A 13,270-nucleotide genomic window follows, 5' to 3' on the forward strand; every position below is an offset into this window, starting at 1 on the left:
CGCCGTACAAACAAGGCGGCCGCGCGCGCCTGTCACAGGCGTTACTGGCCCGAAACAAACGTAGGAGCGAGCGCAGCTCGCGATTGCGCCGCGCGGGCGGCGCTCGATCTCACAGGCGCTGAAGATGCTCCGGCTACCCTTGCCAGAAACCATAGAATCTCCCACAGGTACTGCACAGGGCTTGAAATTTGTGCGCTAGCTGGTTTGCCTGCGAAGCGGCCTCAGCGGGTAGAATGCCGCTTTTGCCAGCCTGCGACCTGTCATGACATCCCCAATCGCCACCCTCGAGCAACACCTGCTCGCCGCCCTCGACCCTGCCCCGCAGGAAACCCGCCGCCTGTTCCACGGCCGCGGCCGCTGCTGGGCAGGCCTGGAGCAGATCACGGTCGATTGGCTGCAGGGGGTGCTGTCGGTCGCCCTGTTCCGCGAACCGCCCGAAGGCCAGCTGGCCGAGCTGGAGACGATGTTGCGCAACTTGGCCGAGGGCCCACAGTGGACCGGCCAGGCCATCATCATCCAGCACCGCTACCTGCCTGACAGCCCGGGCCAGTGGTTGCTGGGCGAACCCTGCCAGCAACGCGAAGTGGTCGAGGACGGCCTGACCTACCTGCTGGACCTGGGCGTGCGGCAGAACAACGGCCTGTTCCTCGATATGCGCTATGGCCGCCGCTGGGTGCGTGAGCAGGCGGCGGGCAAGCGGGTACTGAACCTGTTCGCCTACACCTGCGGCTTTTCGGTGGCAGCGGTGGCCGGTGGGGCCGAGCAGGTGGTGAACCTGGACATGGCCAAGTCGGCCCTGGCGCGCGGCCGGGACAATCACCGCCTCAATGGTCACGACGCCTCGCGGGTGGCCTACCTGGGGCATGAGCTGTTCAAGTCCTGGGGCAAGGTACGCAAGTACGGCCCTTATGACCTGATCATCATCGACCCGCCGACTTTCCAGCGCGGCAGCTTCGTGCTGACCCAGGATTACGCGAAGATCCTGCGACGTTTGCCGGAGTTGTTGAGCGCGGGTGGGACGGTGCTGGCGTGCGTGAACGACCCGGGGATCGGGCCGGAGTTTTTGATCGAGGGGATGGCCGAGCAGGCGCCCTCGCTGGGGTTTGTCGAGCGGCTGGAGAACCCGCCGGAGTTTCCGGATGTGGACCCGGCGGGCGGGCTCAAGGCTCTGGTATTCCGCCAGGTGTGATGTTGCTCGTGGCGGCCCATTCGCGGGCTTGCCCGCTCCCACAGGTACTCCACAACATTAGGACGTGTGGTGATCCTGTGGGAGCGGGCAAGCCCGCGAAGAGGCCGGTAGTGGCAACATCAAGCCCCCAGAGCCTGCACCGGCAGCGGATACACCTGGGCAAAACTCACATTCTCAGTCTGGTCCACCCGCTTCTTCAGCCGCTCGTTGAACGCCCGGCTCACCGCATACTGCCCACCGGAAATGGTCCGGAACTGCGCCGTCAGGACAAACCCGTTCAAGTCCATGCGGTCCACACCGAAGACCTGCAGCGGCCCCTGCAAGTTGATGCGCAGCAGAGGGTCTTCGCTGATCGACTGGCCTACCTCATGAATCAGCGCCAGGGACGCGTCCACATCACTGTCATAGGTGAACTGCACCGAAAAGAACGCATAGGCGAACTGCCGTGACTGGTTGGTCACCGCCTTGATCTGGCCGAACGGCACCGAATGCACGAAGCCCTTGCCATCGCGCAGGCGCAGGGTGCGGATGGTCAGGCTTTCTACGGTTCCGGCATGGCCGGAGTCCAGCACTACCCAGTCGCCGATGGAAATGGTGTCTTCGATCAGGATGAACAACCCGGTAATCACATCCTGGACCAGTTGCTGCGAGCCGAAGCCGATGGCCAGGCCGATCACCCCGGCACCGGCCAGCAGCGGCGCTACGTTGATACCCAGGTTGGCCATGGTGGTGATGGTGCAGATCACGATCAGGATCACTTTGATGGCGTTGCGCAGCATCGGCAGAATGGTCCGCACCCGCGTGCTTGGCTGGCGGGCATTGCGGCGCCCGGCAGCTGGCTTGAGCGCTTCCTGGATCGCCGTATCGAGCACCACCCACAGCAGCCAGGTGACCAACAGGATCAGGCCGATGCTCGACAGCGAGTTGCTGATCGCCTGGCCCAGGCGGTTGCTGAGGGCGAAGTCGATCACCGAGAACCCCCAGATGCGCCCCAGCAGCTCGATGAAGGCCACTGCCATGGCAATGCGCAGCAGGGCGTGGGCGAGGCTGCGCAGCAGTTCCTTGTAGGGCCGCACCCGCTGCGCCGGGTCGCTTTCGCGGGGGGCCAGCAAGTGTTGCAGCAAGGTGCTGAGGAACAGCGTCGAGACCAATAGCACGGTGGTCAGCAGCGCATTCTGCAGGGCTTTCTGGCTTTCGGCACCGGCACCTACCAGGTTGACTGCCGAGACCAGGATCATCAGCAGGATTGGCAGGTACCACAGTGTCGAGAAAATGCGCAGGGTTTCCTGCACGGCGCGGTGTTGTACCCGGTCCTTGTACGCGCGGTTGCGGATCAAGTGGGCGACCGGGCGCCGCAGGCGGATCACCAGGCTGGCGAAGATGAAGGTGGCAGTCAGGCCGGTGACCACCGCGACGCTGGCGGTGATGTTGCCGCCAAGCTGGCGGGCGATCTGCGGGCTGGTCAGGGCGTCGCTCCAGGCGGCAAGGAAGCCGATGAGGAACAGCGGCCGTGGTGCCAGGCGCTTGATCACCGCCACGGCAGGGCGTTTATGGCCAGCGTCGAACAGGGTGATCAGGCAGAGGATGATCGACGTCGAGAACAGCCCGCTGCTGGTCGCATAGGCCAGGCTCAGGCCAAGCGCGCGTGCCACGGAGGGGTCGAGGAAGCGGCTCACATAGAGCGTCACGGGCAGGCTGGCCAGGGCTGGCAAGGTGTAGGGCAACAGGTACCCCAGCAGGCTACTGACGCGTTTGTGCTCGCGCAGCCAAGGGCGGCGCGACACCCGTTTGGCGACCCAGCGCCCACCACCGCCAAGCAGGCCGAACGCGGCCCCCCAGGTGAGGGTCAGGAGCAGGAAGTTGCCCGCCAGGTGCAGTGAGTCACTGGCCGAATGGCGGTCGACCAGGCGCTCCACTTCCTGGGCGGCGCGGTCGGTGCGCAGGCGCCAGGCGTCAACCAGGTGGGCGTCGAGGTCCATCTGCCGGGCAGCGCTGTCCAGGCCATCGGCCAGGGCGCCCAGCAGGCCGCCTTGCAAGACCGGCTCGGGTTCGGCGGGTTGGTCCTCGCTGGGGGCGGGGTCGGCAGCCAGCAGGTGAGTGCTCAACAGGCAGCCGAGCAGCAGGGTCGAGAGGAAACGCAGCACTGGAGTACTCCTTGGGCCGGGGTGAGCGGGGCAGGGTTACTCAAGGAACGGAGGCTGCAGGGGTGGGAAAGTTCGATTTGGGTGTGTTGTCCGGCCTGGCCTGTTCGCGGTTGACGCTGCGAATAGGCCAGGCCCGCGTGAATCGATTACTGCTTGTCGGTATAGATCTGGTCGAACACGCCACCGTCGTTGAAGTGGGTCTTCTGCACGGTGCGCCAGTCACCAAAGGTCTTTTCCACCGACAGGAAGTCGACTTTCGGGAAGCGGTCGGTGTACTTGGCCAGCACGGTTGCATCGCGTGGGCGCAGGTAGTTGTTGGCGGCAATCTCCTGGGCCTCTGGCGACCACAGGTACTTGAGGTATTCCTCGGCCACGGCCTGGGTGCCTTTCCTGGCCACCACCTTGTCGACCACACTCACCGGTGGCTCGGCCTCGGCCGACACGCTCGGGTAGACCACCTCGAACTGGTCGCGGCCAAACTCGCGGGCGATCATTTCGGCTTCGTTTTCGAAGGTCACCAGCACGTCGCCGATCTGGTTGGTCATGAACGTGGTGGTCGCGGCCCGGCCGCCGGTGTCCAGCACCGGGGCCTGTTTGAACAGCTTGCCAACGAAGTCCTTGGCCTTGGCTTCGTCACCGCCCTGCTTGAGCACGTAGCCCCAGGCCGACAGGTACGTGTAGCGGCCATTGCCCGAGGTTTTCGGGTTGGGCACGATCACCTGCACGCCGTCCTTGAGCAGGTCGGGCCAGTCTTTCAGGGCTTTAGGGTTGCCCTTGCGCACGATGAAGACGGTGGCCGAGGTGAACGGCGCGCTGTTGTTCGGCAGCCGGGTGACCCAGTTGTCCGGCACCAGCTTGCCATTGTCGACCAGGGCGTTGATGTCGGTGGCCATGTTCATGGTGATGACGTCGGCCGGCAGGCCATCGATCACCGCACGCGCCTGCTTGCTGGAGCCGCCGAAGGACATTTGCACGTTGACCTTCTCGTTGTGCTCGGCCTGCCAGTGTTTCTGGAAGGCTGGGTTGTAGTCCTTGTAGAAGTCGCGCATCACGTCGTAGGAGACGTTGAGCAGGGTAGGGGCGGCCTGGGCGATGTTGCCCAAGGCCAGGCCTGCGGCGAGCAGCGAGGCGGTGAAGAGTCTTTTCACGTTGCTTCCTTGTACTTGGCGGTGATCGAGGCAGATTGCCAGCGACTATAGCGGGTGGATTTGTGCGGGTTAAAGAACAAAAAATGCTTTGGTTATGCCGTTGCCTGCTCTGGCCCTTTCGCGGGCATGCCCGCTCCCACAGGGTGGACCCCACACAGTCAAGGCCTGTGGTGATCCTGTGGGAGCGGGCGCGCCCGCGAAAGGGCCAGTACAGGCAACATCAAAGCTTGGGAAACAACCCATTCCCACAGCGAGAGCAAAACGCCGCCCCATGCTCATGTGTCTTCTTGCTGCAAGTCGGGCAATCATGCTGCAACTGCTCCCCACGCATTGCATTCGCCAGTTCGGCGGTAAAGATCCCGGTCGGCACGGCAATGATCGAATAACCGATGATCATCACCATCGACGAGATTACCTGCCCCAAGGGCGTCTTCGGCACGATGTCGCCAAAGCCCACGGTGGTCAGGGTGACGATCGCCCAGTAGATGCCCTTGGGAATGCTGGTGAAACCGTGCTCCGGCCCTTCGATCACATACATCAGCGTGCCGAACACCGTGACCAGGGTCGATACCGTGACCAGGAACACGATGATCTTCTGCTTGCTACCGCGCAGCGCGTCGATCAGGTAATGGGCCTGCTTGAGGTACGGGCTGAGCTTGAGTACGCGGAAGATCCGCAGCATGCGGATGACGCGGACGATCAACAGGTATTGGGCGTCGCTGTAATAAAGCGCGATGATCCCCGGGACGATCGCCAGTAAATCGACCAGCCCATAGAAACTGAAGGCGTAGCGCAGCGGCTTGGGCGAGCAGTACAGGCGGGTGAGGTACTCGGCCAGGAAGATCGCGGTAAAGCCCCATTCGATACCGGCCAGCAGGCCGGCGTAGCCCTGGTGGACTTCGTCGATGCTGTCGAGGATCACCGTGACCAGGCTGGCCAGGATTATCAGCAGGAGGATTTTGTCGAAGCGCCTGCCAGCGACGGTGTCGGTCTGGAAGACCATGATGTAAAGCCGCTCGCGCAGGCTTGCAGGGTTGTTCATTGGCTCATTCCGTAGTGCGATGGGCTGAGCCTAGGGGCTGTGTTTCAGCTGTGCAAGCGGCTGGCGTCGCGCTGCTTGGGCTGGGCCAGCTGGCAGCCCAGGTGCATCAGCCAGCAGGCGGCGACGAAGGGTGCGGTGAGGCCGGGCAGCGGCAACAGCTTGAACAGTGATTGCAACAGCAACGCCAGGGCAATTGCCAGCAGTGTGACCCATGGCTTTTCACCTTGCCTGCTGAAGGCCAGCGCCGCCAGCGCGGCGTTGAAGCCAGCCAGGCCCATCCACGCTGCTTGCGCCTGGTCTGTGAGCAGCGCCATGCCGCCCCCGATGGCCGAGCCAATTACCGCCCACATCGCCGCATAGGGTTGGGCGATGAACATGCCGACGATGATCAGCAACCCGGCCAACGGCTGGTCGAGCAGGAAGATCTGCCCTATGCCGCGGGCCAGGGCGTACAGCGGTTCGGCTTCGACGAAGCCGGTCATCGAGGGTTCGGCGAGCAACAGCGTGCCCCAGCCCAACAGCACGAACGGCGCGGTATAGGCAACCAGCAGCTTGCCGCCGCGCTTGCGCCATTGGTGGGTGATGATGCTCGAAAGGCCGCCAGCGGCAATGATCAAGGGCGGCAGGATGGCCGACCAGGGCAGCACGGCGCTGATCAGGATGCCGATGAGTACGCCGTTGTAGCAGTACAGCCCGGCCTGACGGTCGGCACGGTCGTAGCCGCGGCGCTGGGCAGTGAGCAGGCCGGCGAGGGCACCGAGCAGGGCGCCGCCGAACAGGTCGGGCGCAGTCAGCAGGATGGCCAGCAGGCAGCACAGGCCGCACAGGGGGTTGCGCAGCAGCAGCACCTGGCTGAAGCCGTTGAGTAACGCCGTGGCCCAGTCGGGGCACGGGTTGGCGAAATGTTTGCTGTACATGGGGCAGTCAGTGAGGTGGATGGGGAGCGGTGGGCCTCTTTGGGCCTCGGTTTTCCGCGATTCTTTGCTTCACCACCGACCCTGTGGGAGCGGGCTTGCCCGCGAAAGGGCCAGCAGGGTCAACGAAGTTGCCTGGACTGACGCATTCGCGGGCACGCCCGCTCCCCCAGGGGCTATGCAGTGGCTTAGATCAGTGTTTCGATCCGCAGCGTGTTGGTCGACCCAGGTTTGCCGAACGGCACCCCGGCAGTGATCAGCAGTGTGTCGCCCCGGCTGGCCATGCCTTGTGCCTGGGCAATTTCCAGGGCCGTGGAGACCACCTCATCCACCTGGCGCAGGCGGTCATTGACCACCGAGTGCACACCCCAGGCCACGCTCAGGCGCCGCGCGGTGTTCAGGTTGGGCGTAAGGTTGAGGATCGGTGCCCGTGGCCGTTCACGCGAAGCGCGCAGGGTGGAGGCGCCCGACTCGCTGTAGTTGACCAGCACCGCCACCGGGAGGATGCCGCTGATACGGCGGATCGCGCAGCTGATGGCGTCCGACACGGTGGCTTCGGCCTTGGGCCGGCCGACGTCGAGCTGCGCCTGGTAGTCCGGGCCGTTCTCGACCTGGCGGATGATCTTGCTCATCATCTGCACAGCCTCCAGCGGGTAATCCCCCGAGGCGGTTTCGGCCGACAGCATCACCGCGTCGGCACCCTCGGCCACGGCGTTGGCCACGTCGGTGACTTCGGCACGGGTCGGTGCCGGCGAGAAACGCATCGATTCGAGCATCTGCGTGGCCACCACCACTGGCTTGCCCAGCTGGCGGCAGGTGCCAATGATACGCTTCTGGATCTGCGGCACGCTTTCGGCCGGCACTTCCACGCCCAGGTCCCCGCGGGCCACCATGATGGCGTCGGCCAGTTCGGCGATGGCTTGCAGGTGCTCGACTGCCGACGGTTTTTCGATTTTGGCCATCAGGTAGGCGCGGCCGCCAATCAGCTGGCGCGCTTCAACGATGTCCTCAGGGCGCTGCACGAACGACAGGGCGACCCAGTCCACGCCCAGCTCCAGGCCAAAGGCCAGGTCGCGGCGGTCTTTTTCGGTGAGCGGCGAGAGGTCGAGCACCGCTTGCGGTACGTTGACACCCTTGCGGTCCGACAGCTCGCCACCGTTCAGCACTTCGGTGTCGATTGCGTCGCTGTGCTTGGCGGTTACCCGCAGGCGCAGCTTGCCGTCGTCCAGCAGCAGGTCCATGCCTGGCTCCAGGGCGGCGATGATCTCGGGGTGCGGCAGGTTGACCCGGCGGTTATCGCCCGGGGTGTTGTCCAGGTCCAGGCGCAGGGCCTGGCCGCGTTGCAGCTGGACCTTGCCTTCGGCAAAGCGGCCTACCCGTAGCTTGGGCCCTTGCAGGTCCATGAGAATACCCAGGGGGTAGTTCAACTGCTGCTCGACTTCGCGGATCCACTGGTAGCGCAGGGCGTGGTCGGCGTGTTCGCCGTGGCTGAAATTGAGGCGGAAGATGTTCACCCCCGCTTCGACCAGTTGGCGGATGTCGTCGATGCCTTCGATCGCCGGGCCGAGGGTGGCGAGGATCTTCACTTTTTTATCAGGCGTCATGATTGGGCAGTCTCGAGGATCAGGATGGCGCGGAAGTCGTTGACGTTGGTGCGGGTCGGCTCGGTGACGATCAGTGCGTCCAGCGCGGCGAAGTAGCCATAGCCGTTGTTGTTGTCCAGCTCATCGCTGGCCGACAGGCCCAGGGCTTCGGCGCTGGCGTAGCTGCCTGGGGTCATCAGCGCGCCGGCATTCTCTTCCGAACCGTCGATACCGTCGGTGTCACCGGCCAAGGCGTACACGCCCGGCAGCCCTTTCAGGCTTTCGGTGAGGCTGAGCAGGAACTCGGCATTGCGCCCGCCACGGCCATTGCCGCGCACGGTCACGGTGGTTTCGCCACCGGACAGGATCACGCAGGGCGCCTTCAGCGGCTGGCCGTGCAGCACGATCTGCCGGGCGATGCCGGCATGCACCTTGGCCACTTCGCGCGATTCGCCTTCCAGGTCGCCGAGGATCAGCGGGCTGAAGCCTGCCTGGCGCGCTTTGACTGCGGCGGCTTCCAGCGACTGCTGGGGCTTGGCAATCAGCTGGAAGTGGCTGCGGGCCAGGGCCGGGTCGTCGGCCTTGACGGTTTCCGAGGCCGGGTTGTTGAGCCAGTCGATCACCGCTTTTGGCGCTTCGATGTTGTAGCGCTTGAGAATGGCCAGGGCATCGGCCGAGGTGCTCGGGTCGGCCACGGTGGGGCCGGAAGCGATTACCGTGGCGAGGTCGCCGGGTACATCGGAGATGGCATAGGTGTAGACCGTGGCCGGCCAGCAGGCCTTGGCCAGGCGCCCGCCCTTGATCGCCGAGAGGTGCTTGCGCACGCAGTTCATCTCGCCGATGGTGGCGCCGGATTTCAGCAGTGCCTTGTTGATCTGCTGCTTGTCGGCCAGGGTCAGGCCCTCGGCGGGCAGGGCCAGCAGGGCAGAGCCACCGCCGGAGAGCAGGAATATGACGCGGTCTTCTTCATTGAGGTTGCTGACCAGTTCCAGCACGCGCTTGGCCACGGCCAGGCCGGCGGCATCCGGGACCGGGTGGGCGGCTTCGACCACCTCGATTTTCTGGCAGTTGGCGCCGTGGCCGTAACGGGTGACGACCAGGCCGGAGACTTCGCCCTGCCAGCTTTTCTCGACCACTTCGGCCATGGCGGCTGCGGCCTTGCCGGCGCCGATGACGATGACCCGGCCGCTACGGTCGGCGGGCAGGTAGGGTTCGAGAACTTGACGGGGGTGGGCGGCGGCGATGGCTGTGTCGAACAGGTCGCGGAGAATTTTTTGCGGATCGACCGACATGGCAGGCTCCCAATTATTGTTGTTCTGCACAATCAAAAACGCCCCTGGAACTGCCTCCGTGCAGGCCGAACCAGGGGCGGTCTCCACAGCTGCGAGCTGCGAGCTGCAAGCAAAAGCAGATCTGCTCTCGCTTCTCGCTTGTCGCTTGCCACTTGAGGCTCACAGCTTGAAGCTTATTTCTCGTCGCGGATCGAGAAGTTGGCCATGTGCTCCAGGCCCTTGATCAGCGCCGAGTGGTCCCAGTTGCCGCCACCCAGGGCTTGGCAGGTGTTGAACACTTGCTGGGCATTGGAGGTGTTGGGCAGGTTGATGCCCAGCTCCTTGGCGCCTTGCAGGGCCAGGTTCAGGTCCTTCTGGTGCAGGTTGATGCGGAAGCCCGGGTCGAAGGTGCCCTTGATCATGCGCTCGGCATGCACCTCGAGGATTTTCGACGAGGCAAAGCCACCCATCAGCGCTTCACGCACCTTGGCCGGGTCGGCGCCGTTCTTGGCGGCGAACAGCAGCGCTTCGCTGACAGCCTGGATATTCAGGGCGACGATGATCTGGTTGGCCACCTTGGCGGTCTGGCCGTCACCGTTGCCACCCACGCGGGTGATGTTCTTGCCCATGGCCTGGAACAGTGGCAGGGCGCGCTCGAAGGCGTTCGGGCAGCCGCCAACCATGATGCTCAGGGTGGCGGCCTTGGCACCTACTTCGCCACCGGACACCGGGGCGTCCAGGTAGGCAGCGCCGGTGGCCTTGATTTTTTCGGCGAAGGCTTTGGTGGCGGTAGGGGAGATCGAGCTCATGTCGATCACCACCTTGTTCGGGCCCACGCCTTCGGCCACGCCGTTGTCACCGAACAGCACGCTTTCCACTTGTGGGGTGTCCGGCACCATGACGATGATGAACTCGGCTTCCTGGGCCACTTCTTTCGGGTTGGCCAGGGCCACTGCACCGGCGGCGATCAGGTCGGCTGGCGCGGCGTCGTGGTGGGTGGAAACGAAAATGCTGTGCCCTGCTTTTTGCAGGTTCTGGGCCATGGGCTTGCCCATGATGCCGGTGCCGATGAAACCGATTTTAGCCATGAGAATATGCCTCTTTGTATTTGTGGTGTCTCAAGCTGTGGGAGCGGGCATGCCCGCGAAACAGGCGACTCGGTGGATGGCACCGGCTATGCCGGTGTTCGCGGGCAGGCCCGCTCCCACAGGGTTTCGTGTTTCACAGGGCGCTAGCGTTCAGCCGTTCAGATTGCGTTATGGGTCTTCAGCCAGCCCAGGCCTGCTTCGGTGGTGGTCAGCGGTTTGTATTCCGCGCCCACCCAGCCCTGGTAGCCGATGCGGTCCAGGTGTTCGAACAGGAAGCGGTAGTTGATCTCCCCGGTGCCTGGCTCGTTGCGCCCGGGGTTGTCGGCCAACTGGATGTGGTTGATCAACTTCAGGTTGGCTTCCATGGTCCGGGCCAGGTCACCTTCCATGATCTGCATGTGGTAGATGTCGTACTGCAGGAACAGGTTGTCGCTGCCCACCTCGGCCTGGATTTCCAGGGCCTGCTGGGTGGTATTGAGGTAGAAACCAGGGATATCGCGGGTGTTGATCATTTCCATGACCAGGCGGATGCCGGCGGCCTGGAGTTTGTCGGCGGCATACTTGAGGTTGGCGACGAAGGTCTTGCGTACGTCGGCACACTGCAGGCCTTGTGGGCGAATACCCGCCAGGGCGTTGACCTGGGTATTGCCCAGCACCTTGGCGTATTCGATGGCCTTGTCGACCCCAGCGCGGAATTCTTCGACGCGGTCGGGGTGGCAGGTGATCCCGCGCTCGCCTTTGGCCCAGTCACCGGCTGGCAGGTTGAACAGCACCTGGGTCAGGCCGTTGGCGTCCAGTTGCTGCTTGATTTCAGCCGCGCTGTAGTCGTACGGGAAGAGGTATTCGACGCCGCTGAAGCCAGCATCGGCGGCAGCCTTGAAGCGGGCCAGGAAGTCCTGTTCGGTGAACAGCATGGACAGGTTGGCAGCGAAGCGAGGCATAGGTGTCTCCTTGCGGTGAAGGCCCCCAGGGCATGCCTGGGGGCGTCAGGCGATCAGTCCAGCATCGAGATGGCGGTTGGCGCGTCGTTGCCGACCAGCGCCAGGTCTTCGAATTCGTTGACCGAGTTGATCTCGGTGCCCATGGAAATGTTGGTGACGCGCTCGAGAATCACCTCGACCACTACCGGTACGCGGAACTCTTCGGCCATCTTCTGCGCCTTGATCAGGGCAGGGGCGATCTCGGCCGGTTCGAACACGCGCAGGGCCTTGCAGCCCAGGCCTTCGACCACGGCCACGTGGTCAACGCCGTAGGTGGCAGCGTCGGTCGAGTTGATGTTCTCGAACGCCAGTTGTACACAGTAATCCATGTCGAAGCCACGCTGTGCCTGGCGGATCAGGCCCAGGTAGGCGTTGTTCACCAGCACATGAACGTACGGCAGGTTGAACTGTGCGCCCACCGCCAGCTCTTCGATCATGAACTGGAAGTCGTAGTCACCCGACAGCGCCACGACCTTGCGCTGCGGATCGGCCTTGACCACGCCCAGTGCCGCAGGGATGGTCCAGCCCAGCGGGCCGGCCTGGCCGCAGTTGATCCAGTGGCGTGGCTTGTACACGTGCAGGAACTGCGCGCCCGCAATCTGCGACAGGCCAATGGTGCTGACGTAGCAGGTGTCCTTGCCGAACACCTGGTTCATTTCTTCGTACACGCGCTGCGGCTTGACCGGCACATTGTCGAAGTGGGTCTTGCGCTGCAGGCTGGCCTTGCGCTGCTGGCAGTCTTCCAGCCAGGCCTTGCGGCATTTCAGCTTGCCAGCGGCTTGCCATTCGCGGGCGACTTCCAGGAGTACGTCCAGCGCCTTGCCAGCGTCGGAAACGATCCCCAGGTCCGGGGTGAACACGCGGCCGATCTGGGTCGGTTCGATGTCCACGTGGACGAATTTGCGGCCCTCGGTGTAGACGTCCACGGAGCCGGTGTGGCGGTTGGCCCAGCGGTTACCGATACCGAACACCAGGTCCGACTTGAGCAGGGTGGCGTTGCCGTAGCGGTGCGACGTCTGCAGGCCGACCATGCCGACCATCTGCGCGTGGTCGTCCGGGATGGTGCCCCAGCCCATCAGGGTCGGGATTACCGGTACGCCGGTCAGTTCAGCGAACGCCACCAGCTTGTCGCTGGCGTCGGCGTTGATGATGCCGCCGCCGGCGACCAGCAGCGGGCGCTCGGCGTCATTGAGCATGGCCAGGGCTTTTTCGGCCTGCACGCGGGTGGCGGCAGGCTTGTTGATGGCCAGCGGCTCGTAGGCGTCGATGTCGAATTCGATTTCGGCCATCTGCACGTCGAACGGCAGGTCGATCAGCACCGGGCCTGGGCGGCCGGTGCGCATTTCGTAGAAGGCTTTCTGGAAGGCGTAAGGCACCTGGCCTGGCTCCAGCACCGTGGTCGCCCACTTGGTCACCGGCTTGACGATGCTGGTGATATCGACAGCTTGGAAGTCTTCCTTGTGCAGGCGCGCACGCGGGGCCTGGCCAGTGATGCAGAGAATAGGAATGGAGTCGGCCGAGGCACTGTACAAGCCGGTGACCATGTCGGTGCCGGCAGGGCCGGAGGTGCCGATGCACACACCGATGTTGCCCGGGTTGGCGCGGGTGTAGCCCTCGGCCATGTGCGAGGCACCTTCGACGTGGCGAGCGAGGACGTGATCGATGCCACCGACTTTCTTCAGGGCCGAGTACAGCGGATTGATGGCAGCCCCCGGGATGCCGAACGCGGTATCTACACCTTCACGGCGCATGACCAGAACGGCTGCATCGATTGCTCTCATTTTGCTCATGGTTTGTGCCTCATTGATTTTGTAATTGTATACAACTTGCTTTGCGATAGAGTGTATTCACGCCTGGCGCTGTAGGTCAATGGGTTTTCATCGGTTCACTTGGCTTTCCTCAGAGCGCCCA

10 protein-coding genes are annotated in these 13,270 nt (G+C 63.9%); 1 reads left to right on the forward strand and 9 read right to left on the reverse strand.

All coding sequences use genetic code 11. The annotated features are described in order from the left end of the window. The first annotated feature begins 262 nt into the window (after nt 1-262). The gene (locus QME24_RS11275; protein WP_232892637.1) at nt 263-1,189 is read left to right on the forward strand and encodes a class I SAM-dependent methyltransferase; all 927 of its coding nucleotides are present in this window, start codon (nt 263-265) and stop codon (nt 1,187-1,189) included. A gap of 119 nt (nt 1,190-1,308) precedes the next feature. Here the strand turns inward: QME24_RS11275 and QME24_RS11280 are convergent, their stop codons facing one another. The 9 genes from QME24_RS11280 to gcl all read right to left on the reverse strand — a co-directional run bounded on the left by QME24_RS11280 (nt 1,309) and on the right by gcl (nt 13,149). Further along, nucleotides 1,309-3,333: a mechanosensitive ion channel domain-containing protein gene (locus tag QME24_RS11280; RefSeq protein ID WP_232892636.1), complete on the reverse strand. Its 2,025-nt coding sequence runs from the start codon at nt 3,331-3,333 to the stop codon at nt 1,309-1,311. A 146-nt stretch (nt 3,334-3,479) separates the two neighbouring features. Next, on the reverse strand, nt 3,480-4,481 hold the full coding sequence (locus QME24_RS11285; protein WP_009682682.1) for a sulfate ABC transporter substrate-binding protein: 1,002 nt from the start codon (nt 4,479-4,481) through the stop codon (nt 3,480-3,482). A gap of 220 nt (nt 4,482-4,701) precedes the next feature. Next, nucleotides 4,702-5,523 (reverse strand): ion transporter, encoded by an 822-nt coding sequence (locus QME24_RS11290; RefSeq protein ID WP_054881310.1) that lies wholly within the window; start codon nt 5,521-5,523, stop codon nt 4,702-4,704. Between the two features lie 44 nt (nt 5,524-5,567). Further along, the gene (locus tag QME24_RS11295; protein WP_054881311.1) at nt 5,568-6,440 is read right to left on the reverse strand and encodes an urea transporter; all 873 of its coding nucleotides are present in this window, start codon (nt 6,438-6,440) and stop codon (nt 5,568-5,570) included. 185 nt (nt 6,441-6,625) lie between these two features. Continuing rightward, complete coding sequence (gene pyk, locus QME24_RS11300) at nt 6,626-8,041, reverse strand: pyruvate kinase (protein WP_054881312.1); 1,416 nt, start codon at nt 8,039-8,041, stop codon at nt 6,626-6,628. After that, nucleotides 8,038-9,312, reverse strand: coding sequence for a glycerate kinase (locus QME24_RS11305; RefSeq protein WP_054881322.1), 1,275 nt, complete (start codon nt 9,310-9,312; stop codon nt 8,038-8,040). Before QME24_RS11305 ends, pyk begins: the two co-directional genes overlap by 4 nt. Nucleotides 9,313-9,485: 173 nt before the next feature. Continuing rightward, the gene (locus QME24_RS11310; protein ID WP_054881313.1) at nt 9,486-10,379 is read right to left on the reverse strand and encodes a 2-hydroxy-3-oxopropionate reductase; all 894 of its coding nucleotides are present in this window, start codon (nt 10,377-10,379) and stop codon (nt 9,486-9,488) included. Between the two features lie 158 nt (nt 10,380-10,537). Next, nucleotides 10,538-11,320 carry a hydroxypyruvate isomerase gene (hyi, locus tag QME24_RS11315; protein WP_054881314.1) on the reverse strand — a complete coding sequence of 261 codons (783 nt, stop codon included), beginning with the start codon at nt 11,318-11,320 and terminating at the stop codon, nt 10,538-10,540. Nucleotides 11,321-11,373: 53 nt separating this feature from the next. Next, nucleotides 11,374-13,149 (reverse strand): glyoxylate carboligase, encoded by a 1,776-nt coding sequence (gene gcl, locus QME24_RS11320; RefSeq protein WP_054904651.1) that lies wholly within the window; start codon nt 13,147-13,149, stop codon nt 11,374-11,376. Nucleotides 13,150-13,270 lie beyond the last annotated feature (121 nt).

It is taken from the genome of Pseudomonas sp. PARCl1, assembly GCF_947311875.1.
Lineage (GTDB): Bacteria > Pseudomonadota > Gammaproteobacteria > Pseudomonadales > Pseudomonadaceae > Aquipseudomonas > Aquipseudomonas juntendi.

Excerpts from the sequence above, each read along its gene's own strand:
- QME24_RS11275 (WP_232892637.1), top strand. The coding sequence starts at position 263 with ATGACATCCCCAATCGCCACCCTCGAGCAACACCTGCTCGCCGCCCTC.
- QME24_RS11290 (WP_054881310.1), bottom strand. The coding sequence starts at position 5,523 with ATGAACAACCCTGCAAGCCTGCGCGAGCGGCTTTACATCATGGTCTTC.
- QME24_RS11295 (WP_054881311.1), bottom strand. The coding sequence starts at position 6,440 with ATGTACAGCAAACATTTCGCCAACCCGTGCCCCGACTGGGCCACGGCG.
- pyk (WP_054881312.1), bottom strand. The coding sequence starts at position 8,041 with ATGACGCCTGATAAAAAAGTGAAGATCCTCGCCACCCTCGGCCCGGCG.
- QME24_RS11305 (WP_054881322.1), bottom strand. The coding sequence starts at position 9,312 with ATGTCGGTCGATCCGCAAAAAATTCTCCGCGACCTGTTCGACACAGCC.
- QME24_RS11310 (WP_054881313.1), bottom strand. The coding sequence starts at position 10,379 with ATGGCTAAAATCGGTTTCATCGGCACCGGCATCATGGGCAAGCCCATG.
- hyi (WP_054881314.1), bottom strand. The coding sequence starts at position 11,320 with ATGCCTCGCTTCGCTGCCAACCTGTCCATGCTGTTCACCGAACAGGAC.
- gcl (WP_054904651.1), bottom strand. The coding sequence starts at position 13,149 with ATGAGCAAAATGAGAGCAATCGATGCAGCCGTTCTGGTCATGCGCCGT.